Source organism: Collinsella sp. Sow4_E3, assembly GCF_052116285.1.
In the GTDB taxonomy this organism is placed as follows: domain Bacteria; phylum Actinomycetota; class Coriobacteriia; order Coriobacteriales; family Coriobacteriaceae; genus Collinsella.
Genome location: NZ_JBQKLJ010000015.1, coordinates 21792 through 47860 on the forward strand (window position 1 = coordinate 21792; position 26069 = coordinate 47860).

18 protein-coding genes and 1 tRNA gene are annotated in these 26069 nt (G+C 60.5%); 10 read left to right on the forward strand and 9 right to left on the reverse strand.

The window, feature by feature from the left end; translation table 11 throughout:
- Positions 1 to 125 precede the first annotated feature (125 nt).
- Positions 126 to 1340: an iron-containing alcohol dehydrogenase gene (locus ACTQ48_RS08715; protein WP_117794788.1), complete on the reverse strand. Its 1215-nt coding sequence runs from the start codon at positions 1338 to 1340 to the stop codon at positions 126 to 128.
- Between the two features lie 500 nt (positions 1341 to 1840).
- Between ACTQ48_RS08715 and ACTQ48_RS08720 the strand changes: the two genes are divergently transcribed.
- The 4 genes from ACTQ48_RS08720 to ACTQ48_RS08735 all read left to right on the forward strand — a co-directional run bounded on the left by ACTQ48_RS08720 (position 1841) and on the right by ACTQ48_RS08735 (position 6559).
- On the forward strand, positions 1841 to 2917 hold the full coding sequence (locus ACTQ48_RS08720; protein WP_154517956.1) for a hypothetical protein: 1077 nt from the start codon (positions 1841 to 1843) through the stop codon (positions 2915 to 2917).
- Complete coding sequence (locus tag ACTQ48_RS08725) at positions 2917 to 3960, forward strand: hypothetical protein (protein WP_441570631.1); 1044 nt, start codon at positions 2917 to 2919, stop codon at positions 3958 to 3960. The genes ACTQ48_RS08720 and ACTQ48_RS08725 overlap by 1 nt, the downstream gene beginning before the upstream one ends.
- 45 nt (positions 3961 to 4005) lie before the next feature.
- Complete coding sequence (locus ACTQ48_RS08730) at positions 4006 to 6183, forward strand: MurT ligase domain-containing protein (protein WP_441570632.1); 2178 nt, start codon at positions 4006 to 4008, stop codon at positions 6181 to 6183.
- A gap of 299 nt (positions 6184 to 6482) precedes the next feature.
- A tRNA-Glu gene (locus tag ACTQ48_RS08735) sits at positions 6483 to 6559 on the forward strand.
- 384 nt (positions 6560 to 6943) lie between these two features.
- On the opposite strand, the gene ACTQ48_RS08740 is transcribed toward ACTQ48_RS08735, so the two are convergent.
- A complete protein-coding gene (locus ACTQ48_RS08740) occupies positions 6944 to 9031 on the reverse strand; it encodes a glutamine synthetase III family protein (protein ID WP_154517961.1) in 2088 nt (695 codons plus the stop codon).
- Between the two features lie 501 nt (positions 9032 to 9532).
- Here ACTQ48_RS08740 and ACTQ48_RS08745 point away from each other — a divergent pair.
- The 6 genes from ACTQ48_RS08745 to ACTQ48_RS08770 all read left to right on the forward strand — a co-directional run bounded on the left by ACTQ48_RS08745 (position 9533) and on the right by ACTQ48_RS08770 (position 16886).
- On the forward strand, positions 9533 to 10405 hold the full coding sequence (locus ACTQ48_RS08745) for a methylenetetrahydrofolate reductase (RefSeq protein ID WP_441570634.1): 873 nt from the start codon (positions 9533 to 9535) through the stop codon (positions 10403 to 10405).
- Positions 10405 to 11193, forward strand: coding sequence for a hypothetical protein (locus tag ACTQ48_RS08750; RefSeq protein WP_441055160.1), 789 nt, complete (start codon positions 10405 to 10407; stop codon positions 11191 to 11193). The genes ACTQ48_RS08745 and ACTQ48_RS08750 overlap by 1 nt, the downstream gene beginning before the upstream one ends.
- A gap of 9 nt (positions 11194 to 11202) precedes the next feature.
- Complete coding sequence (locus ACTQ48_RS08755; RefSeq protein WP_441570636.1) at positions 11203 to 13752, forward strand: homocysteine S-methyltransferase family protein; 2550 nt, start codon at positions 11203 to 11205, stop codon at positions 13750 to 13752.
- A gap of 108 nt (positions 13753 to 13860) precedes the next feature.
- Positions 13861 to 15225, forward strand: a complete 1365-nt coding sequence (locus tag ACTQ48_RS08760) for a PFL family protein (protein WP_427719427.1) — start codon at positions 13861 to 13863, stop codon at positions 15223 to 15225.
- A 316-nt stretch (positions 15226 to 15541) separates the two neighbouring features.
- Entirely contained in the window at positions 15542 to 16429 is an 888-nt protein-coding gene (locus tag ACTQ48_RS08765; protein ID WP_441570638.1) for a methyltransferase domain-containing protein, read from the forward strand.
- A 157-nt stretch (positions 16430 to 16586) separates the two neighbouring features.
- Positions 16587 to 16886: a YhbY family RNA-binding protein gene (locus tag ACTQ48_RS08770; protein ID WP_427795027.1), complete on the forward strand. Its 300-nt coding sequence runs from the start codon at positions 16587 to 16589 to the stop codon at positions 16884 to 16886.
- Between the two features lie 61 nt (positions 16887 to 16947).
- On the opposite strand, the gene ACTQ48_RS08775 is transcribed toward ACTQ48_RS08770, so the two are convergent.
- The 7 genes from ACTQ48_RS08775 to ACTQ48_RS08805 form a co-directional block, all read right to left on the reverse strand.
- Complete coding sequence (locus ACTQ48_RS08775; RefSeq protein WP_441570640.1) at positions 16948 to 19947, reverse strand: AfsR/SARP family transcriptional regulator; 3000 nt, start codon at positions 19945 to 19947, stop codon at positions 16948 to 16950.
- A 536-nt stretch (positions 19948 to 20483) separates the two neighbouring features.
- Positions 20484 to 21212, reverse strand: coding sequence for a glucosamine-6-phosphate deaminase (gene nagB, locus ACTQ48_RS08780; protein ID WP_427747557.1), 729 nt, complete (start codon positions 21210 to 21212; stop codon positions 20484 to 20486).
- Between the two features lie 272 nt (positions 21213 to 21484).
- Entirely contained in the window at positions 21485 to 21982 is a 498-nt protein-coding gene (locus ACTQ48_RS08785) for a PTS sugar transporter subunit IIA (protein WP_427728682.1), read from the reverse strand.
- A 70-nt stretch (positions 21983 to 22052) separates the two neighbouring features.
- A complete protein-coding gene (gene glmM, locus ACTQ48_RS08790; RefSeq protein ID WP_427794158.1) occupies positions 22053 to 23390 on the reverse strand; it encodes a phosphoglucosamine mutase in 1338 nt (445 codons plus the stop codon).
- A gap of 123 nt (positions 23391 to 23513) precedes the next feature.
- Complete coding sequence (gene rpsI, locus ACTQ48_RS08795) at positions 23514 to 23909, reverse strand: 30S ribosomal protein S9 (protein WP_022094634.1); 396 nt, start codon at positions 23907 to 23909, stop codon at positions 23514 to 23516.
- A 2-nt stretch (positions 23910 to 23911) separates the two neighbouring features.
- Positions 23912 to 24355, reverse strand: a complete 444-nt coding sequence (rplM, locus tag ACTQ48_RS08800) for a 50S ribosomal protein L13 (RefSeq protein ID WP_370450665.1) — start codon at positions 24353 to 24355, stop codon at positions 23912 to 23914.
- Between the two features lie 157 nt (positions 24356 to 24512).
- Positions 24513 to 25391, reverse strand: coding sequence for a patatin-like phospholipase family protein (locus tag ACTQ48_RS08805; protein WP_427728677.1), 879 nt, complete (start codon positions 25389 to 25391; stop codon positions 24513 to 24515).
- Between the last annotated feature and the right edge of the window lie 678 nt (positions 25392 to 26069).

Sequence of the window (26069 nt, forward strand, 5' to 3'; positions counted from 1 at the left end):
CGATTGGTGCAAAGCCACCTGTCCCCTTGTGGCAACTTGGCGCATTGAGGACAGGTTAGATTGCACCATAGAAAAAGGGTCCCGCGCACAGAGCGCGAGACCCTTATCAGAACAATGTGTGCCGATTAGAACGTGACCGGGGTGTCGGTGTAGACGCACTCGAGCAGCTGCTCCATCTCCTCCTGAGACGGCTGGCGCGGGTTGGAACCCGTGCAGGCGTCGAGGATGGCGTTGGCGGCAACGTCGTGCTTCTTAGCCTCGAACTCATCGTAATCGATGATGGACTCGTCGGCCTTCACGCCCTTGGCACCGTAGTTCTTGATGCCCTGCGGGATGTCGAGCTTGTCGTTGAGGTCGCGAATCTCCTGGACCAGGGCCTCGACCAGCTCGTCCTCGGTCTCGCCGGCGAGGTGCAGGATCTCCTTGGCGATGAAGGCGTAGCGGCTCTTGGCGCGAGCGTCCTTGGCGTTGAACTGGATGACCTTGCCCAGGTACATGGCGTTGGCGCAACCGTGGATGATGTGGTCGCCCTCAAAGGCGGCACCGGTCTTGTGAGCCATGGAGTGGACAATGCCCAGCAGACCCGAGGAGAAGGCGATGCCGGCAATGCACTGGGCGTCGTGCATGTGCTGGCGGGCCTCATGATCGCCCTGATAGGACTTGGGCAGCCACTCGACGATCTCGCGGATAGCATGCAGGGCGTTGGCGTCGGTGTACATGGAGCCAGCGGTGGAGACGTAGGCCTCGATGGCGTGAGTCAGAGCGTCCATACCGGTGTGAGCGCACAGCTTGGCGGGCATGGTGTAGGTGAGCTCGGGGTCGACGATGGCGACATCAGGGGTGATGTTGAAGTCGGCCAGCGGGTACTTGATGCCCTTGGCGTAGTCGGTGATGACGGAGAACGCGGTGACCTCGGTAGCGGTGCCGGAGGTAGAGGAGATGGCGCAGAAGTGAGCCTTCTGACGGAGCTCCGGGAAGGAGAACGGGACGACTGCCTCCTCGAAGGTCTCCTCGGGATACTCGTAGAACAGCCACATAGCCTTAGCGGCATCGATGGGCGAGCCACCGCCAATGGCGATAATCCAGTCGGGCTGGAACTCGGTCATGGCCTCGGCGCCCTTCATGACCGTCTCGACGGACGGATCGGACTCGACGCCCTCGAACAGCTTGACCTCGAAACCGGCCTCCTTGAGGTCGGCCTCGACGTCCTGCAAAAAACCGCCGCGGCGCATGGAGCCGCCGCCGGTCACGATGATGGCCTTGCTGCCCTTGAGGTTCTTCACCTCGTGGCGAGCGCCCTCACCAAAGTACAGATCGCGAGGATTGGTAAAACGTCCCATACTGTGCCTCCTAAACAAGCCCCTCTTAGACTTGCGTATATAACGGAGCACCCGATTGGCTCCGTTAGGACCGTTTTGCGCGTTGCCGGCGATGACAATGCGCGATGTCTAAACGTCTCAACGCTCAGACAAATAGTATTTTACCGTTCTGGTTGGTCAGTTATTTACCGAAAGTCGACAATGATGAAACGTTTTTTCTATCCCTGAAGACCCTTATGCGGCATTCATACTCCCAAGCTGGGCAAACGTTTTATCAAGGTTGACCACATATCCAGGGCAGGACTGTGCCCCTCCAAAAGACACACCGTTCGCCGCCAAAAATCGACCGTTTGCGGCACCGTGATACCACTCGGTCGTCCAAGGTGCCGACATTTGTTTGACATCCGTCTTCGTGGTGCAAAGGTGCATGTCCAAGTGCGGCACTCCCAATGTGCCTCATGCGGGTAAACTAGAACCTTATATAGAGACATTTGAACCCTAACCGCAGCAAAGGAGGCCCCATGGCATTCGATCCCATTCAAGAAGATTGCCATCGCCTCGTTCTTGAGGCCTTGCGCCGCGACAATATCCCGCTCACCGACGGCCCTGCCGTAGAGCGTCTGATGGAACAATTCACCCGCAACCCCGCGCCGCTCATCGTGCACGACCGCGACCGCGCCGGACATCTGATTGCCAAGGTAGTCGAGGCTGTCGACTACCGCATTCCCTTTATCCCTGACGATACCCAGGCAGAGCAAGAAGAGACCGCTGCCGAAAACATGCTTCGCGAGGCTGCCGCGCTCGACCCGACCAACTGGGACGCTCAGCGCATGTTGACCGCCCTCACCGCTAACTCCAACGAGGAGTACGTACAGTACTTGGTATCCAAGCGCGATGAAGTCGAGCACGACCTGGCACTCAAGATCGCCTCGGCGCAGGACCCCTACGAGCGCGAGGCCGCAGGCGACCTTACACGCCGCCCCTACCTGCGCTGGCTTGCCGCCCTTGCGTCGCGCGCCCTCATTAGCGGCCGTTACCGCCTGTCGCTCGAAACCGCAAACCGCAGCCTGGACTTTGCCCCCAACGATCCGGCCGGTGTCCGCCACACTGCGATGCTCGCCATGGCAAAACTCGAATACCCCGCCGAGGAGCTCAAACGCTTTCGCTCTGCCCACTCCGTCCCCTATCTTGCCAACACGCCGCTGCGTCGTCGTCCCAAGGACGCGGAGCGCGACTTAGACCCGTGGACACTCATCGCGCTGATGAGCGCTGCCTGGCGCGAGCTGGACTACGAGGGCGCCGAGCACTACTTGCGCATCCTTGCGCGCTCGTGCCCGCACGCAGCCGAGGCGCTTTACTTTCAAACCGAGTTTCCCGATGGCGTCTATGCCCGCGTCAACGTGGGCGTGGGCTCCACCGACGAGCTTGTCCTTGCGCTGTCCGAAGCGACGCCGGTACTGCAGGAGGGCTTGGGCGCCCCCGACAACGCCAGCTTTGCCGCCTGGGTCGCCACCAACGATATCGTGCGTTCCCAGATTGACGAGCGCATCCTGCGGGCGGCCGAGCAGGGCTTGCCGTTTAAGGGAGGAGACCTCTAATGGATCCGAGCGTCTACATCCCCGCCTACCTGGAGCGCGCCTACGTTGCGTCGCACCCCGAACTCACCGATGCAGCACGCGATCTTGTCCATAACGACGTAAGCGTCAACCCTCATAAGTATGCGCAGACCGAGCATGCCCAGGCACTGCTTTCCTATGCCGGTGTTCACCGCCACCTGCTCGACGAGCTCCATCGTATCGAGAATATGGGCAGCGATGAGGAGTTTGAGCAGACGCGCAACCGCCTGTTCGACGATATGCGCGATGAGCTGCTCAAGATCGTCCGCGTCGATGCGTATGTCTTCGATGCCCAGCTGCTTGCCATCATTTTGGCGGACACGCCCGTCGACGCCTGCCTGGGCGACCTGATGAAGCTCGAGGCGACCACAGCCGATTACTTACGGCAAAGCGTGCCCGGATTCGATATGGAGGCCCCGCACTACTGGACCAACAAGGTGCTGGCAGACGGCGTGACGGCGGCCGATCTCACCGTGAGCGAGCCGGCGCTTATCGGGTGGCTCCACACGCTCGAGGCCATCTCGCAGCTGTGCATGGCGAGCGCTCGCTACCGTGCTGCCGTCAACTATTCTCGCCGTGTTCTTAAGGCGGAAGGCTATCCCACCCGAGCTGCCGGCACCGTGCTACTCGCCCTCGCTCGTCTGGAAGACGAGGACGGTTTTTTTGCCCTGGCCCACCAGCTCGAGGAGCAGATGGGGGCCGATGCCCTCGAGAACTCCCCCTGGTACCTACTCGCCCGCACGATCCTGCTGTTCAAAACGAACAAGATGCGCCCGGCGACACGCGCCCTGCGTGAGTTTGCCAACCGCTGCGAGGGCGGCGCGTTCTTTCTGCTGAACCCCATGTATCAGACGCCGTACCTTCCCTGCCGGCCCGAGCCGCACGACCCCTGGGACCTTTCGCACCAGGCAGTTTGGGAGGCCGACGGTATCATCTCGGATACTCCCGACTTTGCCCCCTGGGCCAACGCTTGCGAAGACGTATCACAGCTTGCCCAGGAATTTGCGCGCCGTTATGGCTTTTAACGGCACGATCGCCACGACCATGTCATTCACGTTAGGAACGGCTTCATGAACTTCCGCTCATCTCTCGCCTGCACTTCGAGCGATATCGCCCGCTGGGGGCTGCGCTCCATCCTTAAGCGCCAGGGCGGCGTACTCCCCGGCCGCATCGCCATGAAGATCGACCCCGAGCTGCTAAGCGACCTCGCGGGCCTTGTCGACCGCAGCGTGGTGGTCACCGGCACCAACGGTAAGACCACCACCTCCAACCTCATCGCCGACGCCGTTGCCGCCAGCGGCGCCACCGTGGTATGCAACCGCGCCGGCAACAACATGGAGCCGGGCGTGGTGGGTGCCCTGCTCGAGGGCCGCAGCGATCTTAAGCGTGCCGCCAGCAGCAAGCGCGTAGGCGTCTTTGAGTGCGACGAGCTCTACACGGTGCGCGTCTTGCCCAAGCTCAAGCCAACGTACTTTGTGCTGCTCAACCTGTTCCGCGACCAGTTGGACCGCTACGGCGAGATCGACCACACCCAGGACGTCATCGCCCACGCGTTGGAGCTTTCGCCGGCAACGACGCTCATCTATAACGCCGACGACCCGCTCTGCGCCTCGATCGCCGCACGCGTCCCCAATATGAGCATCGCCTTTGGCATCGACGGCGCCACGGGCACCGAGTCCGATCGCATTAGCGACTCGCGTTTTTGCTCGCAATGCAACGCGCCGCTGGAGTACGACTATGTGCAGTACGGCCAGCTCGGCGCCTATCATTGTCCTTCGTGCGGTTGGAGTCGCCCCGCGCTGGTCCGTCGCGTGACAGGCGTTGAGCTCGGCTGCGACGGCTACGGCTTTGACCTGGCCTTTGGACCCGAGGCAAAAGCGCCCGCAACGCACATCGCCACACGCTACAACGGCCTGTACATGGTCTACAACGTTGCCGCCGCCTTCTTTGCGGCGCGCGAGTTGGGCGTGGACGCAGCGCATCTGCAGCCCACGCTCGATGCCTACGTCCCCGCTGGCGGACGCATGGGCCGCTGGGAGATTGCCGGCCGTACCGTCGAGGCAAACCTGGCCAAAAATCCCGTGGGCTTCGATCGCCAGATCCAGTCCATTAAAACGGCAGGCGGCAGGCTCTGCGCCTTCTTCCTGAATGACAACGACGCCGACGGCCACGATGTCTCGTGGATCTACGACGTCGACTTCGAGCGCATCGCCGATACCCCAGGGCTTGTCGCCTTTGCCGAGGGTACGCGCGCGCACGACATGCAGGTGCGCCTGAAGTACGCCGGCATCGACGCCGCCATCATCTCGAATATCGAGCAGGCGATCGGCGCCGTGGCAGATGAGGCCGCCGATGACACCTTCTACGCCGTCGCCAATTACACGGCATTCCCACCGCTGGTCAAAGAGCTCGACGGACTTAAAGACGCCGATGCGAGCTCGGTTGCCTCCTGCGCCGTAACACGCACCGATGGCAGCGCCGTCCCCACCGATATTGCGCCGGTCGAGCTTCCGCGTCCGCTGCGCATCGTCTATCTGTATCCCGATGCCCTCAACCTCTATGGCGACGGCGGCAACGTCATCGCCCTCGAGCGCCGCTGCGCCTGGCGCGGCATTCCCGCGCGCGTGGACGAGGTCCGCATGGGCGAGACGCTCGATCTTACCGACGCCGACATCGTCATGATGGGCGGCGGTGCCGACCGCGATCAGTTGGCTGTGGCACACGAGCTACTCGCTCAAAAGGACAAGGTTGCGACATATGTTGAGGACGGCGGCTCGTTGCTCGCTATCTGCGGCAGCTATCAGCTGCTCGGTCGTTCGTACTATATGGGCGAAAATCGCATCGAGGGTCTAGGTGTCATCGCCGCCGAGACCGTGCGCGGCTCCGACCGCCTGATAGGCAACGTCGCCGTCAAGACCGACCTGGCACCCGAGCCCTTTGTGGGGTTCGAGAACCACGGCGGCCGCACCCTGCTCGATGCAGAGGCCACGCCGCTCGGAACATCTGTCGTCACGGGCACCGGCAACAACGGCGACGATGGCTTTGAAGGCCTCATCTACAAGGGCGTCATCGGCACGTACCTACACGGACCGGCACTGCCCAAGAACCCCGAGCTCGCCGACTGGCTCATCGCCCATGCCCTTGAGCGCCGTGGCGATGCACAGGCCGCCGCCCTGCTGCCGCTCAAGCCCCTCGACGACACCTACGAGCACGCCGCCCACGACGCCGCGATGAAGCTCCTCCCCTAACGCCCCGCCACCACAAAGGGACAGGCATCTTTGTGGTGGTTTTGACCCGTCCCAGCGGTTTGTCTCAATCTGTAACATCTAGACCGCCAAAGGTCGTCTTACTGTTACAGATTGAGACGTTCGTCCCGACGCCTGCATTTTGTCTCAATCTGTAACAGATAAGGCCGATTTACCCGCCCAGATGTTATAGATTGAGATTTTTGAAGATCGGGGGGAGAGGGCCAGCTCCTGTGTGGTGGTTTTCCAGTTTGCCAACGATATACGCGCCGACAAAAAAGTCTGCTATACTCTTTCCCGCTGTCCCCATCGTCTAGCGGCCAAGGACGCCACCCTTTCAAGGTGGATATCGCGGGTTCGAATCCCGCTGGGGGCACCATTTGAAACGAGAAGCCCGTTACCCCCGCGGTGACGGGCTTTTTTCTACCCCAACGCCGGGATTCGAACCGGACAGGGTACGGAGCTGAGGAAACGCGTGAGCGTTTTCCAGCGCAGCACGCAAGGAGCGAAGCGACGCAGCGAAGGCGGGCGGCGCCAGCCGCACGCGGATATCCCGCTGGGGGCACCATTTAAAACGAGAAGCCCGTTACCCCCGCGGTGGCGGGCTTTTTTCTACCCCAACGCCGGAATTCGAGCCCAACAGGGTGCGGACCCCGGCAAATCGGCGGCAAAACGGACTCCAAAGCGTCCTTCGCAATCAAAAAGCCGGGGCCCGCGCGATGCGGACCCCGGCTTAATACCGTGACGATATGTTGGCTATGCCCTACACGTAGAACAGAATGTCGTCGTAGGTCGGGACCGGCCAGTAGTCGGCGGCCACGATCTCCTCCATGGCATCCACGGAGGCACGCAGCGTATCCATAGCGGGAACGACCTCGTGTGCATACACATTGGCCTGCTCCTGGCCATCGAGAGCCTCGGCCTTCTGATGCACGGCGTCGAGCGCCTTGATGGAGTCGTTGATGGCGGTGATACCGTTGCAGAGCTTGTTGAGCGTGTTCTGCTCGCACTGCATGGCGGCCTCAGCACCGGCGGCACGAATTGTCTCAAGGCCCTTAGCGACCTTGGTGGCATAGGCGGTAATGACCGGACGATAGGTACGACGTGCCTCGCGAATCATCGTGGTAGCCTCGATGTTCATGAGCTTGTTGTACTTCTCGAGCTTGCAGTCGTAGCGGCACTGAGCCTCGGCCTTGGTCAGGACGCCCGTCTCCTCAAAGAGCGCGATAGCCTTATCGGAAACAAAAGCGGGAAGAGCGTCGGCCGTGGTCTTGTTGTTGGCAAGGCCGCGCTTCTCGGCCTCGATGGGCCACTCGTCGGAGTAACCGTCGCCGGAGAACAGGATGCGCTGGTGATCGGTCAGCACCTTCTTACAGTACTCGAGCGCGGCGTCCTGGAACTTATCCTCGGGCGTACCCTCGAGTGCGTCGGCGAAGGACTTGAGCGACTTGGCCACGGCGGCATCGAGCACCAGGTTGGAGTCGGAGACGTTCTGCTCGGAGCCGCAGGCACGGAACTCGAACTTGTTGCCGGTGAAGGCGAACGGAGAGGTGCGGTTGCGGTCGGTGTTGTCCTGCATCAGCTTGGGCAGGGTATCGGCGCCCAGGTCGAGCACGCCGCGCGTGGCATGGACGGAAGCCTTGCCATCGATGATCTTCTCGACGACCTCGGTAAGCTGGTCGCCCAGGAAGATGGACATAATCGCCGGAGGAGCCTCGTTGGCGCCCAGACGATGGTCGTTGCCGGCCGAGGCAACGGAGGCACGCAGGAGCTCCTGATAGTTATCGACGGCCTCGATCACCGCGGTGAGGAAGACGATGAACTGCAGGTTGTCGAGCGGGGTGTCGCCCGGATCGAGCAGATTCTCGGACTCGGTGCCAAGCGACCAGTTATTGTGCTTGCCCGAACCGTTGATGCCCTCGAAGGGCTTCTCGTGCAGCAGGCAGACCAAATCGTGGCGGGAGGCGATGAGCTTCATCTTCTCCATCATGACCAGATTCTGGTCGATGGCCTCGTTGACCTCGCCATAGACGGGGGCGAGCTCATGCTGGCAGGGAGCGACCTCGTTGTGTTTGGTCTTGGCGGGAATGCCAAGCGCCCACAGCTCATCGTCCAGGTCCTTCATATAGGCCGAGACGGTGGGGCGGATAGCGCCAAAGTAGTGCTCCTCGAGCTCCTGGCCCTTGCAAGGAGCAGCACCAAAGAGGGTGCGGCCGGTGATGACCAGGTCCCTGCGCTTGCGGTAAGCGTCCTTCTTGATCAGGAAGTACTCCTGCTCATCGCCCACGGAAGGAACGACCTTCTTGGGGGTCTTACCAAACAGCGCCAAAACGCGCTTGGACTCACGCGAGAGCGCGGTCATGGAGCGCAGCAGCGGGGTCTTCTTGTCCAGGGCCTCGCCCGTGTAGGAGCAGAAAGCCGTGGGGATGCACAGGACATCGTCCTTGATAAAGGCGGGGCTGGTGGGATCCCAAGCGGTATAGCCGCGGGCCTCGAAGGTGGCACGCAGGCCGCCGTTGGGGAAGCTGGAGGCGTCCGGCTCGCCCTGGATGAGGTTCTTTCCCGTAAACTTGGTAATAGCGGTGCCGTCGTGGTTGGGTTCGAGGAAGCTGTCGTGCTTCTCGGAAGTAATGCCCGAAAGCGGCTGGAACCAGTGCGCGTAGTGCGTCGCGCCCTTGGAGATGGCCCAAACCTTCATGGCATGGGCAACGGCGTTGGCCACATCCAGGTCGAGCGGCTCACCGTCCTCGAGGGTTGCAGCAAGGCGTTTCCAAATGTCCTTGGGGAGGTAGTCCTTCATGACTTCCTCAGAGAACACCATGGTCCCGAAGCGGTCAGTAAGTTCGGCCATACGGAACTCCCTTCGTATCGGCACCGCGTGAGAAGCGGTGTTGATTACTAACGAACGAGTCATAGCTTAGACTCGCCGTGTTTCCGCGACATTACCGTTATGTTGCCGTCGCGAAACTAATCAATGAGGTTACCGCATCGCGGCAATGTTGCCACCCTCAACAGTCAATCAACTGTATAAATTACAGACCTCTCCGCATGGTTTACGGGTAGTCTTTTTGGGACGGGGCTTTTTTAGCTGCCCTATTTAAATATTAAATATGGTCTCAAGCTTTGGAGGCGCCGGATTGGGTAGCTAAAAAAGCCCCGTCCCAAAAAGACTACCCTGCGTACCTGGTTGATGGGGTAAAAAAGCTCCAAATTAGCTACGCTGTTATAGGGAATGCCGATAGCGAAACATCTTCGATTGATACTTCCAAATAGCGAGTAAAACTCCGCCGTAGCGCAGCGGTGCTGTAGAATCCTTACAACACATCACGCAAATGTATCTAAAGGAGACGATATGCGCGTCGACGAGGTTTTTAAGCAGGCAGCATCCCAGGGCACCACGCCCGTTTCGTTTGAGATGTTCCCGCCCAAGGGCGAGCTTACCCTCGACACGGCTCGCGAGGTGGCTGGCAATCTGTGCAAGCTTTCGCCGAGCTTTGTCTCGGTCACCTGCTCGGCCGGCGGCTCGGGCAACGGCGCCACCACCGCCCCCATCGCGCATATGATTACGGGCGAATTCGATACGCCCTCGGTGGCGCACCTCACCTGCGTTGGCCGCACGCATGCCGATATCGCCGCCAAGATCGACGAATACCGCTCCGCCGGCGTAGAAAATGTGCTGGCCCTGCGTGGCGATCTTCCCGCCGGCGCGAGCGAGGATGACAAGCCCGCCTCGGACTACGCCTACGCCCGCGACCTCATCCCCGAGCTCGTCGACGCCGGCTTTTGCGTGGGCGCCGCAGCCTACCCCGAGGGCCACATTGCCTGTGAGAATCTCAACGCTTCGGTCGAATACCTCAAGCAAAAACAGGACGCCGGCGCGAGCTTCTTTGTGACGCAGCTCTTTTTTGATAACGAGTGCTTCTACCGTTTTCGCGAGCTTGCCGACAAGGCCGGTATCACTGTGCCCATTACCGCAGGCATCATGCCGTTTATGGGCAAGTCGCAGATCAGCCGCATGGTCTTTATGTGCGGCGCGTCGCTGCCCTCCCCCGTCATCAAGATTCTCGCCAAGTACGAGAATGACCCCGAGAGCCTGCAGGCAGCCGGTGTAGATTATGCCGCCCGTCAGCTTTGCGACCTTAAGGAGCACGGCGCCGACGGCCTGCACCTGTACACTATGAATCGTCCTGCGATCGCCGCAACCATTATGGAGCGCCTGGGGTAATGGAAAAACCGCACATCGATACAGCTTTTGGTGAAGTGCCGGCCGACCTTGCGTCGCCGGCGCTCTACCGTATCGATGATGCCCACCATCCCCGCGTCGATCGTGCCGAGATGCTGCGGTATCTGGGTTACGGCGGCCAGCAGATTGAGCCCGAGCTGTCGCAGCGTATTGAGCTTGTCGTTGAACGTTTGGAACTGGACATTGAGCCCCGTGGCGTGCGCCGCGTATTTGCCGTCGATGCCATGGGCGTGGACGAGCAGGGAGAGCCCAGCATCCGTCTGGTTGGAACCAACGTTGAGCTGCGCGGTCGCGATATCTATCGACATCTCAAAGACGCCCGCTTTGCCGCGCTCATGGCATGCACCCTCGGCATGGACGCCGAGCGTCGTCTGCGCACCACGGGAGCCCAGCAGCCCCTAGAGGGAGCCGTGCTCGATGCCGCGTGCTCCGCCTATGTGGAAGCTGCCGTCGAGCAGATGGACCAGCAGGTCAAGGCTGCGGCCGCCGCACACGGACTCGCCGGTAACTGGCGCTTCAGTCCCGGCTACGGCGACTGCCCGCTTACGGCTCAGCGTTCAATCGTGGCTGCACTCAACGCCACGCGGCTCATCGGGCTTACCGTCACACCTACCAGCCTGCTCATGCCCACCAAGAGCGTGACCGCGGTGATCGGCCTGTTTGACGGCGAGGTCCACGACGCCCAGAGTCGCCCCACCTGCAATATCTGCCGCATGCGCGAGCACTGCCGCTTCCGCGCCGCCCACACCACCTGCTATTCCAGCCATTAGGAGCCCCCGATGTTTACTCCGCTTATCACTCATGATCTGGACGGCGCCGCGCTGGCGGCGCCCGTTGATGCTGCCCGCCGCAAGGGCGCCACGTACAAGACGCGCACGATCGACGACCTTTGCATTAAGGACGATCGCCTGCGCGCCGCCATCGAGGGCACGGGGCACCTGCTGTTCGACGGCGGCATGGGCACCATGCTGCAGGCGGCCGGCATGAAGGCCGGCGCCCTGCCCGAGCTGCTCAACTTTGAGGAGCCCCAGGTCATTACCGATATTCAGCGTCAGTATGTCGAGGCCGGCTGCGATGTGATCACCGCCAACACCTTTGGCGCCAACGCCCACAAGCTCGACGGTGCCGCCACCGTGGCAGATGTCTTTGCCGCCGCCGTCGCCTGCGCCCGCGCGGCCGGTGCCCGCTACGTCGCCGGCGACATCGGCCCCATCGGTGCGCTGCTTCGCCCCTTGGGTACCCTCAGCTTCGACGAGGCCTATGACCTCTTTGCCGAGGAAGTGCGCGCTGGCGTCCACGCGGGTGTGGACCTCTTTATTATCGAGACCATGACCGACCTTGCCGAGATCAAGGCGGCGGTCCTTGCCTGCCGCGAGAACTCCGAGCTGCCCGTCTTTGCCACCATGACCTTTGAGGAGGACGGCCGTACCTTCCTGGGCACGAGTCCCGAGGTTGCCGCTATCACGCTCGACGCCATCGGCGCCGACGTCCTGGGCATCAACTGCAGCCAGGGACCGGCCGAGCTCCGAGGGCTCGCCGCACGCATGCTCACCGTTACCGACAAGCCCGTTATGGTGCAGGCCAACGCGGGACTCCCCCACGTGGACGACGACGGTAACACCGTCTTTGACATCCAGGCCCCCGAATACGCCAAGGCCGTCGCCGGCATGATCGCCGACGGCGTAAGCGTCGTGGGCGGCTGCTGTGGCACCACGCCGGCGCACATGGCAGCGCTGCGCACGCTTATCGATAACCACACGCCCAGTCCGCGCCGCCGCAAGCCCAGCATGTCGGTCACAAGCGCCCAGACCGTGGTGGACCTTCCCTGTGACGGCCACAAGATCGCCGTCATCGGCGAGCGCATCAACCCCACCGGCAAAAAGCGCCTGCAGCAGGCCCTACGCGACGGCGACCTGGACTACGTCGTAAGCCAGGGCATCAGCCAGCAGGAGCAAGGCGCCGACATCCTGGACGTCAACGTGGGCCTGCCCGAGATCGACGAGGTCAAGATCATCCAACAGGCCACCGAGCAGCTCCAGGGTTCCACGCTGCTGCCGTTGCAGATCGACTCCACCGACCCCGCCGCCGTCGAGGCCGCCGTGCGCCGCTACGCCGGCAAGCCCATCATCAACTCGGTCAATGGCAAGCAGCAGATCATGGATGAGATCTTTCCGCTGGTCGCCCATTACGGCACCAACGTCGTCGGCCTCACGCTCGACGAAGGCGGCATTCCCGATACCGCCGAGGCTCGCTTCGCCATCGCCGAGCGCATCGTGGCCGAGGCCGCCCGCTACGGCATCGGACCGGACCGCATCCTCATCGACTGTCTGGTCATGACCGCCTCGACCAATCAACGCCAAGCCGAACAGATTCTGCGCGCCATGTCCCTGTGTAAGGAGCGTCTGGGCGTCAAATGTGCACTCGGCGTGTCGAACATCAGCTTTGGTCTGCCCGCCCGCCCGCTGCTGGGCTCGGTCTTTTTGGCTGCCGCTTTTGGCGCGGGCCTGGACGCCCCCATCATGAACCCGGGCTCCAAGCGCTTTATGGATACCGTCTACAGTTATCGCGTCTTGAGCGTTGAGGACGAGGGCTCAACCGGATACATCGAGCGCTACGCCGGCTGGACCGATCCGTACAAGATCGCCGCGAACCCGGCGGCGGCTCAGACAGTATCGACCGACACTGTGCCCGCCGCTGGCACCGACGGCAACGACGACCCGATTCGTCGCATGGTCGTCTCGGGCCGCAAAGGCGAGATTGCGGCCGAGACCGAGCGTCTGCTGGCAGACCACGACGCCATGGACCTCATCAACAACCACTTTATCCCCGCCCTCGACGAGGTTGGTGTCCTCTTTGACCAGGGAAAGTTCTTCTTGCCGCAGCTCATGGCCTCGGCCGAGGCCGCACGCGTGGGTTTTGACACCATCAAGCGCCGGATGCCCGCCGGCGAGATTGCCGACAAGGGCAAAATCTGCGTGGCCACCGTCAAAGGCGACATCCACGACATCGGTAAGAACATCGTCAAGATGCTGCTCGATAACTACGGCTATACCGTCTTTGACCTAGGCCGCGACGTCGACCCGCAGGAGGTGCTCAAGACCGTACGGGAGCGCGACATCAAGCTCGTCGGCCTCTCGGCGCTTATGACCACCACGGTCGTCGCTATGGAGGAGACCATCAAACTGCTTCATGCCGAGGTGCCGGACGTCAAGATCATCGTAGGCGGCGCCGTACTCACCCCCGAATACGCCAAGCAGATCGGCGCGGACTACTATGCCAAGGACGCCGCCGAAAGCGCTCGTATCGCCGAAGAGGTCTTTGGGCAGTAACACAACGGAAACAACCGAGCACCAAAACGTGCCGCATGCGCCACTTGGCACGTGCGGCACGTTAGAATAGACAAGACTATGCTCGTTTTGGCAGATAGGAGTGCAAGGATGGCGATCACGCCCGCAGAAATCGCGGAAACCCGCGGCATGGTTGAGGAGCAGAACCTCGACATCAGGACCATCACCATGGGTGTTTCGCTCATGGGTTGCGGCGACGAGAACCTCGACCGCATGTGCACGAAGATCTACGACCACGTGACGCACACGGCTGAGCATCTGGTCGAGACCGCCGAGAACCTCGAGCGCGAGTACGGTATCCCCATTGTCAACAAGCGCGTTTCCGTCACCCCGGTGGCGCAGATCGCCGCGTGCTGCAAGGATGAGGACCTCACCCCCATCGCGCATGCCCTCGACCGCGCGGCCGAGACGCTCGGCATCGATTACCTGGGCGGCTTCTCCGCACTCGTCCAGAAGGGCATCGGCGACGCCGACCGCCGCGTCATCCAGTCCATCCCCCAGGCGCTCGCTACCACCAGCCGCGTCTGCTCCAGCGTCAACGTCGCCAGCCTGCGCGCCGGCATCAACATGGACGCCGTGCTCATGGCGGCTCAGACCATCATCGATGCCGCCAAGCTTACGGCAGATGAGGATTCCGTCGGTGCTTCCAAGTTTGTCTGCTTTGCCAACATGGTCGAGGACTCCCCGTTTATGGCGGGCGCCGTTCACGGCGGTGGCGAGGCCGACGCCGTCATCAACGTAGGCGTCTCGGGCCCCGGCGTTATGGCCGCAGCCCTGGAGAAGCTGCCCGATTCCGCATCGATGATGGAAGTCGCCGAAAAGATTAAGCAGACCGCCTTTAAGATCACCCGTGCCGGCGAGCTCATGAGTCGCGAGGCCGCCCGTCGCCTAGGTGTCGAGAAAGGCATTGTCGACCTGTCGCTGGCGCCTACGCCTGCCGTCGGCGACTCCGTCGCGCGCATCCTCGAGATCATCGGCGTGGGCACCTGCGGTGGCCCCGGCACGACCTGCGCGCTCGCCATGCTCAACGATGCCGTCAAGAAAGGCGGCGTCATGGCCAGCTCCAGCGTGGGCGGCCTCTCGGGCGCCTTTATCCCCGTGTCCGAGGACGCCGGCATGATCGCCGCCGTCGAGGCCGGCGCGCTTTCGCTCGAGAAGCTCGAGGCCATGACCTGCGTGTGCTCCGTTGGCCTGGACATGATCGCCATTCCCGGCGACACCCCGGTCGAGACTATCGCCGGCATTATCGCCGACGAGATGGCCATCGGCGTCATCAACAATAAGACCACGGCCGTGCGCGTGATCCCCGCCATCGGCAAGGGCGTGGGCGACTGCGTCGAGTATGGCGGCCTGTTTGGCCGTGCGCCCATCATGCCGGTGAACCCCAACGCCGGCACCGTGCTTGCCCACCGCGGTGGACGCTTCCCGGCGCCGCTGAACTCGCTCAAGAACTAGCTGAAGGATTCGGGCGGAAGCCCCGGTGAGGGCAAATATATAAGGTCGCCTGCTCGGACAGTCCTGCTCGCACGGAGAGCACATTAAGTGCTCTCCGGCTCGTGCGGAACTCGCGATCGACCTTATATATTTGCCCTCACCGGGGCTCCCGCACAACGGGACCTCAGTTGGGTTCTATCCCGGTTGCAGTTGCTTCGCTCCTGCACCACTTGGCTGGTGCGGCGGTTTGGCGTTGGAACGGTTCTTTTTCTGATATATGCTGGTTGCGGCTCTTCTTTTGGGAGGGGCCGCTTTTTTGTTGTAAGGGGGATGGCCCGTGGCTGATGGTGTAATTCAATCTGAGCTTCTTTCTGCGGATTGGAATGGCGAATGGATGCGCTTGCAGGCTGCTCGGCGGCGGGCTGATGATTCTTTTGAGTGGGACAAACGTGCTCGGCATTTTCGTCCACTGGAGACTGCCCCCTACGCCCGAGATTTTATAAAGCTACTGGCGCTTGAGCCCGGCGAGTCGTTGCTCGATATGGGGTGTGGGGCTGGGTCGATTGCTATTCCGCTTGCTCAGGCTGGACATCCCGTGATTGCCGCTGATTTTTCCCCTGCTATGTTGGGCACGCTTGATGCTGGCATTGAGTACTATAGGCTCGAGGATCGCATTACACCGCTTGAGCTTGCTTGGGATGATGACTGGGATTTGGTTGGACCGGTCGCGAAAGCGGTAGATGTTGCCTTTGCGAGTCGCTCGGTTACTACGAACGACCTAAAAGGCGCGCTTGCCAAGCTCGACCGTACGGCTCGGCGGCGTTGTGCTGTCACGATGGTCGCCAACTCCAGCCCGCGCTATGACCTGCACGTGATGAATGCCATCGGCGCCTCGGTTACCCGCAGCAATGGTTTTGTGTACGCCTTTAACATCCTTATTCAGATGGGTGCACTACCGCAGGTCACGTATTTTGAATCGCCCCGTCGTGACACCTTCGATAGCCTCGAGGCCGCCGTGGCAGACCTCTCCCGTATGCTCGAGCATGGCAACGAGGATAAGATCGATCGTCTGCGCGACTATATCGCCCAACATATGATCGAGAACCCCCATGCCGGCGAGCCGGGATCCAAGGGCGTGCCGCAGGGACGTTACATGCTCGACCACATCCGCAAGGTCCGATGGGCGTTTATCGCCTGGGAGCCGGTCTCTGCGCCCCGACCGTAGCCCATCTAAAGTATGCATCGTCTACCCGCCCGGCATCCGCATTCTTTGCGAACTGGCAAACGCGCTCCACACCGCGCCGTTCCTGCGCTATCGTGGGACAGCTCACGTAGATTAAGGCCCCATCGCGGGGCGCCCCATACATAGAAAGCGAGATCCCATGGCACTGACAGGAGCCCAGGTCAAGCAGCTTCGCAGCATGGCCCATCACCTCAACCCCGCCATCATCATCGGTAAGTCCGATGTCAACGAGGGTACCGTCGAGCAGACGGCCGCCTACCTGGAAAAGCACGAGCTCGTTAAGTGCTCCGTGCTGGACGGCTCCAGCCTTTCTGCCCGCGAGGCCGCCGAGGAACTCGCCGAGCGCTGCCACGCCGACGTCGTTCAGGTTATCGGCCGCAAGTTCTCGCTGTATCGAGAGTCCTCGCGCAAGGATATCGAGAAGATCAAGCTCGTCTAAGGGCCGATCGGTTCACACAGAGCAAGCCTGCGGGCGTCCGAATGATGCGGGCGCCCGTTTTTTATCGCTCAATGAACGGTCGGTTGACCCTGCTTTCGACCAGACGCTCGTAGAGACGCTTGGTCTCGGGCTCGGGAACGCCTGCGACCTGTTCCTTAAGATGATGGATATGCCCGCTATAGAGCTCGACGATATCGCGGCGTCTCCCCGCCGCTCCGTACACGCGCATGGCGCATCGCACCATGTCCTCGCGTGCGGTCTCCTGACGTAGCCCCGCTTCTACCAGCCAGATTGCCGACTGCAGGTCGTTTTCTTCCAAGGCAGCGCTTGCTCCCACAATCATGCAGTCGATAAACTTCGACTGCATGATGCGGCGCATGCGCAAAAAGTACGTCGGATTGCAACCGTTGGGGATATACAGCGGTCCGGTATAGAGCTGTTCGATCTTAAGACACAGCTCGACCAGGTGAGGCCCACGTACTCTTGTGCGATTACCCAAAATTTCGCGGCTTATCTGCTCAAATAGCTTCACATCGGTCTTAACGTAATCCCTGTTGAGGCCAAGGCAGTCGTTTTGGATCAGGACGCACGACTTGCCATCTGGCGTGGGTCCCAAAGCGGATCGTAAGCGTGACACAGTCGAATACAAGTTGTTACGGGCGCTACTGTACTCGGCATGTGGCCACAGTTCCATAGCCAAGGTCTCGCGATCGACAAACGAATCGATACCCAACGCAAGCCGCTCGGCAAGCGTTGCCGCTTTCTTACGACGCCACATCTTGTCTGTGATGGGAAATCCGTCGCGCTCGGCACGAAACGCGCCAAACATGCGAATCTCGATATGATCGATAGCGTCGACGGGTTCGACCTCGCCGACCTGGAACAGCCGCTCGCTCTCTCCCTCCAAATCGTCGCGCAGCGAATATCGCGATAGCTCACGCACCGGGAGCTTCTTTCGAATCTTGGCAGCAGGCTCGCCCAGGCAATGCATCGCAAGGCGTGCAAACAGCCGATACGCTGGCTCCAGAATCCCAGAACGATTCATAGACATCCAGGCGGCAAGATCGCTGTCACGGCCCGCAGACGCCAAATGCAGCGCTACGACCCAAGCCTCCGCGCCGCCGACTTGTGTCCGACTTAGGTCGAGCAGCTCTGCCTCTTCTCGTACCGACACCATCGACGTATTGCGAAGACTTGATGCACGCTCCAACAGCAACGCGTTGTCGCGCATGTATGCGATCGACTCGTCAGCAAGCTTGAGTACCTGGACCGCGCGGAACTTCGCGTTGACCGGGCGCCCCTCGGCGAGCGCCTGCCAGCCTTCGAGTAGCAGGCCAAACAGCTGGATTTGATTGTCACGCACGCGCACGGCAAAGCGATCGAGCTCATTAAACGCCGTATCGTCAGTCATTGGCAGGCCTGCAAGCAGACGCCGTGCCGCCAGCACCATACGCACCCAGACAGCCGGTGCCTTAAGCCCACGAGCATCGAGTGCCTCCCGTGTTCGAGACATCTCGTCGTCACGCTCATCGGTTCCCATAAAGGACCCATCGAAGAGCTCCGCCAACATCCGATCTGCCCGTATGAGAATCTCTGCAATATCGAGTTCGCAATCATATACCTTGTTCGCCTTGAGTCCCGAAAGTACTGCGCCGTCTTTCGCCTGTTCGGTCAGCCGGCTCCTAACCTCGATATGCGCCGACAGCATATCGAGCGCAGCACAAGATGCCTCATTTTTTGGAAGAGCAGGATTGGCTGGAAGCCCAAGCTCGCAATCTCCATAACAGACGACCGTAAGCACCTGGGCGACTTTCCAAGAAACCGAATCAATCTCGCGGACCGACTGTGCGCTCGCATGTTCGACAATCGAGGCCATATACCGGGCCAGTTTAGTATTCGAAACGCTTACCGCCGCCAAATAGACACCAAGTGCCTCGGTGGGCGTCGGCTCCAACGCGGGCTTGTCGGCATCCGTCGTCCTCAGTACCGCGCGACAGACATCCCCTCCATGCCCAGTCAGAGCCAAATCGACACCATACTGTCCAGCAAGCTCAAGGACGGCGTCGCGATCCAAAAAGGCATCTGCCAAATCCATCGCAGCATCGCATCGGCCCGCCTTGAGCAGAATGCGTGCCGCGCGCATAACGAGCTCTGGACGAATTTCCGCAACCATTTTTCGTAATCTCAGGCGCGCGTTATCCTCGGTGCCCATACACGTAAAGCTTCGGTCAACCGGATCGACACCAAAAATCGGATAATCACGAACAAGATAGGACTGATCGATCATGGAGAGCCTGACACCGCATGCCTCAAGTTCCGCAATCTTGCCCTCGCCCATCAGGGCCATCACGCACGCCACGTTAAATAGGGCGCCGTTATCGATTGATGCCATATCGGCAAGTGCCGCACCGTATACGTTGACAATCTCGTTTTCGAGCAAGCTGGCAACGTCGCCCTCTCCGTACAGCCCCGTCTGCATAGCCGAAACCAACTCGGGAACACCCTGTGTGAGCTGATAAAAATCGAGCGACGTGCTAATCGAGAACGCCGATGCCCAAGCCGAATACTCATAGGCATGCACCTTGAGCATCTGCGCATTGATCTTGACCGAGTCACCCAGCCCGCGGATCAACTGGCGATTTGAGGGGCGGCAGGTGACAAAGACCCCGATCCCCATAGTGCGCAGGCCTCGAATTCGATCGATAAGCTCCTCGGTATCTTGCTGATCGAGGTTGGGGACGTTATCAATCGCAATCAACGATCGCGGTTTGTCCTCAAGTTCATCTGTGACCACTTCGAGCTGCATAAACACCTCGCGGGCAATCGCGCGGTCAGCCTCGATGATTCGTACCAGACCGCGCGTCGGGTCGCTTTTGACTTCCTGAGTGTACTGAAGCAATATCGATGTTTTCCCAAACCCATCTGGTGCATAGAGCAACACAATGCCCGCCTTGCGGCCCTTGACAATCAACTCGCTCATCAGGCGATCACGTCGGACCATATAACCTGTGCCCAACGGCGCCAATTCGAGATCGTCCGTATCGTTCAGCCCGTTCATCATGCTCGCTCCTTACCTCGGCCACATGGACACCGTAATCGCAAGACAGCCCAAGCCATCCCGTAAATCGAACGACGCAGAGTTTTAGGTTGTCTTTCGGTTCGCATTTGGCAAGTTTTTGTTCAGCGAGCGCCGATTGAAACTTTTCCCCCAACCAACCGGTCTTTGCGCAGGTCAATGCGCTTGCCAGCATGTCCCACTCATTTGGCAGTGTAACGCAATGGGGCTTGTAATATTTTGTTGCGCAACTCGCCTACTCGCTGATACCGTTTGCGACTCATTAGTAGCATTTTTGAATAGAATATGCTAGAGAATGCATCACGCTATACGAGGTACCGCCGTCAAGCTTTTGGCAAGCTAATGTTATGCGCACCATAAAGTCCGCGCTCATTCTGGTTCCGCTGGCAGATATTGCGGACGGACGCAGCATAAGGGCCCATGAGTCTATAAGCTAACCGCCATCCCGCATATGCATAATAAAAAAGGCCCCCGCAGAACGGGAGCCTGTAACAAAGTAATAACAAATCGCTCGGATTGTACTACTCGCAGAGCGAAAGGGCAGCCTCGTCGGCAACGACGACGCAGTTGGTGTGCAGCTGCAGGATCGAAGCCGGGCACTCGGGCGTAACCGGGCCATAGCACATATCGTGCACAGCCTGAGCCTTGGCCTCGCCGTTGGCGACGACCAGGATCATGCGGGCATACATGATGGTCTGGGTACCCATGGTGTAAGCCTGGCGGGGAACGTCGTCGATGCTATCGAACAGGCGGCTGTTGGCCTGAATGGTGCTCTCGGTGAGGTCGACGCAGTGCGTACCCTTGGAGAAGTGGTCATCGGGCTCGTTGAAGCCAATATGACCGTTATTACCAATGCCGAGCAGCTGCAGATCCGGGTAACCGGCGGCAGCGACGATCTTATCGTACTCGGAGCAGGCAGCGGCGGCATCGGGGTTGGAGCCATCGGGCACGTGCGTGTTATTCAGATCGACGTTGATGTGATCGAAGAAGTTCTCGCGCATGAAGTAGTGATAGCTCTGGGGATCATCGTGCGAAAGGCCGCGATACTCGTCCAGGTTATAGGTGCTGACCTCGGAGAAGTCAATATCGCCCTTCTTGTACCAATCGGCGAGCTGCTTGTAGGCGCCAATCGGAGTGGAGCCGGTGGCAAGACCGAGCACGCAATCGGGCTTAAGGATAACCTGCGCCGAGATGATATTGGCGGCCTTGCGGCTCATATCCTCGTAGTCTTTAGCTTTAATGATCTTCATTACGCATCCTTTCTCGTAGAAGAGAGGCAAGGCTCCCCTTACAAGCACTTGCCCGCGGCCTGCGTCGGCCGCAACCAACGTGTGCGGCCACCAGGGCGAGGTCGCGTAATGTATGTATCTCGTGTCTAGCCGCGTCGAGGCCCCTGCCCGTCCACGGTGACCCGAAGCCTTTTAGCCTCGGACATTTTTCATCTTGCCACGAAGGGCGCTCTCTTTCAAGGGCGCCCTCCGTAAACGTGTTTGAATTGTAGGCCAAAGGGCAAGCGAACGAGTTAGCGCTCGCGAGCGACGATGAGCTGATCCATCTCCTCGACATGCTCGCCGACGGAGCCCTTGATGCTCGAGAACTCAACAGAGTTGCACACCAAAATGGGAACCGTCACATCGTAGCCCTCGGCCTCGATTGCCTCGCGTTCAAACTCGATAAGCACATCGCCCTTATGGACGATATCGCCCACCTGTGCATGCACGGTAAAGTGTTTGCCCTCGAGCTGAACGGTATCGAGTCCAACGTGGATTAAAACATCCAAGCCATCGACCGTGTTGAGCGCAACGGCGTGTCCCGTTGGAAAAATCGCCTCGATCTTGGCATCCGCAGGTGCAATCACGCGCGTGCCCGTAGGCCGAATGGCAACGCCTTGGCCCAAAAGGCCCGTGGCAAACGTCTGGTCGTTAACCTCGGAAAGCGGAATGACATCGCCCGAGATGGGAGCATCCAGCGTAAGGACTCGACCACGCATACCAAAAGACCTTAGGACTTTAGTGAACATGCTCCCCCTTGGACATACCAATAATCAAAACCAGTTTTCTAGTTTACCACTTGGCATTGGTTTTTGACCATTAGGGAAGTTCGCGCTTGACAACCTCGACGATGTCGTCAACGACGCGCTGAGTCAGCTCGTGCGTCTCGGCCTCGGCCATCACGCGAACCAGCGGCTCGGTACCGCTCGGGCGCACCAGAATGCGGCCGCGACCGTTAAGCTCCTTCTCGGCGGCAGCGACAGCGTCCCAAATGGGCTGGCAATCGTCCAGACCGGCCTTGTTGTCGGAATGCACGTTGACGAGCACCTGCGGGTACTTCTTCATGATGCCGGCAAGGTCGGTGAGGGTGCGGCCAGTGCGCTTGAGCACGGCCAGCAGCTGCAGCGCCGTCACCAGGCCATCGCCGGTGGTGTTGTGCTCCAGGAAGATGATGTGGCCGGACTGCTCTCCGCCGATAACGGCGCCGTCCGCGAGCATGCGCTCCAGCACGTAGCGGTCGCCCACGGCGGTCTGCACCATCTCAAAGCCCTGTTCCTTCATAGCGATGGAAAAGCCCAAGTTGCACATAACGGTCGAGACGATCTCGGAGTTGGCGAGCTTGCCGCGAGCGGCGAGGTCAGAGCCGCAGATGGCCAGGATGTAATCACCATCGATCTCGTTGCCCTCGCTGTCCACGAACAGCACGCGATCGGCGTCACCGTCGTGGGCCAGGCCGATGTCGGCGTGGGTGCGCAGCACGAGCTCGCGCAGGGGCTCAAGATGAGTGGAGCCACACTCAACATTGATGTCGGTGCCACAGTAGTCGGTATTGATGGCGTGGACCGTAGCGCCCAGACGCTGAAGCGCGGCAGGCGTGGTCTGGCAGGAAGCACCGTGACCGCAGTCAACGGCAACGACCAGGCCGTCGAGCTTAAGGCCGTCGAGGGTGCTGATAGCGTGGTCGACGTATGCCTTGCGAGCATCCTTCATCTTGATGATGTGGCCCACACCGGCGCCGGTCGGCAGCGTGTCGGCAGCCATGGCCTCCTCGGACATGACCCAGGCGCTGATCTCTTCCTCAACGGCATCGGGAAGCTTCATGCCCTTGCGGCTAAAGAACTTGATGCCGTTAAACTCCGGCGGATTGTGCGAAGCGGAGATGACGATGCCGCCGTCGAGGTCGTTTTGGACAGTGAGCAGCGCCACGGCCGGCGTAGGGATAACGCCGCAGCAGTGCGGGCGACCGCCCTCGGCCATAATGCCAGCGGTCAGAGCGCTCTCGAGCATGGTGCCCGAAAGACGCGTGTCGCGGCCAACGCAAATGTCCGGACCAAGGAACTTGGTCGCCGCACGGCCAAGGCGAAACGCGAGGTCGCACGAGAGGTCGGCGTTGGCGACGCCACGGACGCCGTCGGTGCCAAAGATGTTCTGGGGCATAGGATCGCTCCTTCCCAAGTGGGCAAAACGCACTCGCCCACCCTAGTCGAAAAAGAAAAGCGGGACCCGCCGAGCAATCGGCAGGCCCCGCTTGTACATTGTATCTCGTAAGGAGATAAAACCTTAGCGCTTGGAGAACTGGGGAGCGCGGCGGGCCTTCTTGAGGCCGTACTTCTTGCGCTCGACCACGCGAGCATCGCGCGTAAGGAAACCGGCCTTCTTGAGGTCAGCACGGTAGTCGCCAGCGTTCAGAAGAGCGCGAGCGATGCCCAGGCGCAGAGCGCCGGACTGACCGGAGATGCCGCCGCCATCGCACAGAGCGATAACGTCGAACTGACCGGCGGTATCGGTCACCTTGAAGGGAGCAAGGGCGTTCTCAACGAGCTGATGACGGCCGAAATACTGCTCGGCGTCACGCTTGTTGATGGTCACCTTGCCGGTGCCGGGGACGAGACGGACGCGGGCGACGGCGTTCTTACGACGGCCGGTACCCTGGTAGACAACGGTGTTCTCAGCCATCTTTAAGCCTCCAGCTCAATCTTCGTGGGGTTCTGGGCAGCATGCGGATGCTCGGCACCAGCGTAGACCTTAAGCTTGGTCATCTGGGCACGGCCGAGGGTGGTCTTGGGCAGCATGCCGCGAACGGCGCGCTCGATGACCTTCTCCGGGTGCTTCTCCATAGCCTGGTGGAAGCTCTCAGCCTTGAGGCCGCCGTTGTAGCCGCTGTGGCGATAATAGGTCTTCGTGTCGGCCTTGTTACCGGTAAGCTGGACCTTATCGGCGTTGATGACGACAACGAAGTCGCCGCAGTCGCTGTTGGGCGTGAACTGGGGCTTGTTCTTACCGCGCAGGATCATTGCGATCTGGGTGGCAAGACGGCCCAGGACAGCACCATCGGCGTCGACGAGAACCCAGTTGCGCTGGACCTCGCCCTGCTTGGCGTAGTGAGTCGATTTCGAAATCACTTAGACTCCTCCATGTACAGTACGTGTTGTTACAGAGATTCACGGGGCTCTGCAAGTAACCCGTCCATATTACCCCGCCCGTCGCCCGAGTCAACAGGTATTTTGGCTCTGACCAGACTTTCTGCACATGTCGTCCATCGGTAATGATGTCGCGACGCTAGCGCTCGACAAATGCCTTGATATCACTCAGCAGACGCTTTGCCTCCTGACGACCCTGAATATACAGGTCGAGAAGCTTTGCCGGATCGTGCTCGACGTGACCGACCTCGACAGGCTTTTGCGGGGCAACGACCAGCGCGCGGCCCTCGCGCTCATACTTCCACAGATGCATGCGCTGGATGTTATAGCGGTCGTGGCGCGTCTCGATAGCCTCGAGCAGATAGGGGTAGTCGGCATAGCGGGCGCGTGCGGCAGGCATAAACTCGTAGGGCTTTTTCTCGTACGAGCGGTCCTGCGTGACAATGACAACCGCGCGATCGAAGCCGGCCTCCTCCAGCACGTGCTCGATGGGGACCGAATCGGCTACGCCGCCGTCGACGTATTTGTGCCCGTCGATCTCGACCGGCGGCGTCACCAGCGGCAGCGACGTCGAGGCGCGCACGGCATCGAGGTCGAGCACGGCGCTTTTGACCGGCAGGTATGCAGCGGTTCCAAAGAGCATGTCCGTCGCGACGGCGTACATCTCGATGGGGCTCGCGTCGAATGCCTCGTTATCAAAGGGATCCAAGCGGTCCTGGACATCGTTGAAGATGAAGTCGTAACCCACGATGGAGCCCGTGGACGCAAACGATGCGGCACCCATGAAGCGGTTGTCGTTGCAGAAAGTCAGGTTGATGCGGTTGGCACGGCCGATCTGGTGCGACTTGTAGTTCACGCCGTTGAGGGCGCCGGCCGATACGCCATATACTGCCGGAATCTCGACGCCGGCTTCCATGAGGACGTCGAGCACACCCGCGGTAAACTGCCCGCGAAAACTGCCGCCCTCCAAGACGAGCGCGACCTTGCCGGCGTTCTTTGCCTTATCTTCTGCCGTCATGTTGACCTCCTACTGTTTCGTTTTGGCCTTCTTCTACCCAGTTTTGAGATGGCGAGCGCATGGGTTTTGGAGTTGAGTAGGACGGGGCGACTGGCGGAAAGCACGTCCCGTTCTGGGGGGCGATTCCGGGATGGACTTTCCGCTTGAGGCGCCATCCGGAAACTACGTCCCAGTCTGAGCGTAGATTCTGGGATGCAACTTCCGCTTGAGGCGTCAACGTGAGCAGTCAATTTGGGACGGGGCTATTTTAGCTGCCCTTTGACTGTCGACGAATTATTGGGGACCGGAACTAATATCGACTGGCTTATAGGAGTAGCTAAAATAGCCCCGTCCCAAATTGACTACTCCACCTTGTAGAGGCTTTGCGCGGAGAATCCGCGTATTTGCTTCGCAAATCCGCACCGGCTTCGGCCGCCTGCCGGCGTCCTCGCCCGCGGGCTAAAAACGCTTACGCGTTTTCTTTACGCCCGCGCCCTGCATAGAGTTCGATTCTCCGCGGTGCGGGGATGACGCTGGCGCAGGGCGTTGCCGGCTGTCATCCGATCGGCATCGCATCTATATAGGGTCGAGGCTTTGCGCGGAGAATCCGCGTATTTGCTTCGCAAATCCGCACCGGCTTCGGCCGCCTGCCGGCGTCCTCGCCCGCGGGCTAAAAACGCTTACGCGTTTTCTTTACGC

What these genes read in the sequence shown, in the direction of transcription:
- ACTQ48_RS08715 (WP_117794788.1), bottom strand. Translation starts at nt 1,340, where the DNA reads ATGGGACGTTTTACCAATCCTCGCGATCTGTACTTTGGTGAGGGCGCT.
- ACTQ48_RS08720 (WP_154517956.1), top strand. Translation starts at nt 1,841, where the DNA reads ATGGCATTCGATCCCATTCAAGAAGATTGCCATCGCCTCGTTCTTGAG.
- ACTQ48_RS08725 (WP_441570631.1), top strand. Translation starts at nt 2,917, where the DNA reads ATGGATCCGAGCGTCTACATCCCCGCCTACCTGGAGCGCGCCTACGTT.
- ACTQ48_RS08730 (WP_441570632.1), top strand. Translation starts at nt 4,006, where the DNA reads ATGAACTTCCGCTCATCTCTCGCCTGCACTTCGAGCGATATCGCCCGC.
- ACTQ48_RS08740 (WP_154517961.1), bottom strand. Translation starts at nt 9,031, where the DNA reads ATGGCCGAACTTACTGACCGCTTCGGGACCATGGTGTTCTCTGAGGAA.
- ACTQ48_RS08745 (WP_441570634.1), top strand. Translation starts at nt 9,533, where the DNA reads ATGCGCGTCGACGAGGTTTTTAAGCAGGCAGCATCCCAGGGCACCACG.
- ACTQ48_RS08750 (WP_441055160.1), top strand. Translation starts at nt 10,405, where the DNA reads ATGGAAAAACCGCACATCGATACAGCTTTTGGTGAAGTGCCGGCCGAC.
- ACTQ48_RS08755 (WP_441570636.1), top strand. Translation starts at nt 11,203, where the DNA reads ATGTTTACTCCGCTTATCACTCATGATCTGGACGGCGCCGCGCTGGCG.
- ACTQ48_RS08760 (WP_427719427.1), top strand. Translation starts at nt 13,861, where the DNA reads ATGGCGATCACGCCCGCAGAAATCGCGGAAACCCGCGGCATGGTTGAG.
- ACTQ48_RS08770 (WP_427795027.1), top strand. Translation starts at nt 16,587, where the DNA reads ATGGCACTGACAGGAGCCCAGGTCAAGCAGCTTCGCAGCATGGCCCAT.
- ACTQ48_RS08775 (WP_441570640.1), bottom strand. Translation starts at nt 19,947, where the DNA reads ATGATGAACGGGCTGAACGATACGGACGATCTCGAATTGGCGCCGTTG.
- nagB (WP_427747557.1), bottom strand. Translation starts at nt 21,212, where the DNA reads ATGAAGATCATTAAAGCTAAAGACTACGAGGATATGAGCCGCAAGGCC.
- ACTQ48_RS08785 (WP_427728682.1), bottom strand. Translation starts at nt 21,982, where the DNA reads ATGTTCACTAAAGTCCTAAGGTCTTTTGGTATGCGTGGTCGAGTCCTT.
- glmM (WP_427794158.1), bottom strand. Translation starts at nt 23,390, where the DNA reads ATGCCCCAGAACATCTTTGGCACCGACGGCGTCCGTGGCGTCGCCAAC.
- rpsI (WP_022094634.1), bottom strand. Translation starts at nt 23,909, where the DNA reads ATGGCTGAGAACACCGTTGTCTACCAGGGTACCGGCCGTCGTAAGAAC.
- ACTQ48_RS08805 (WP_427728677.1), bottom strand. Translation starts at nt 25,391, where the DNA reads ATGACGGCAGAAGATAAGGCAAAGAACGCCGGCAAGGTCGCGCTCGTC.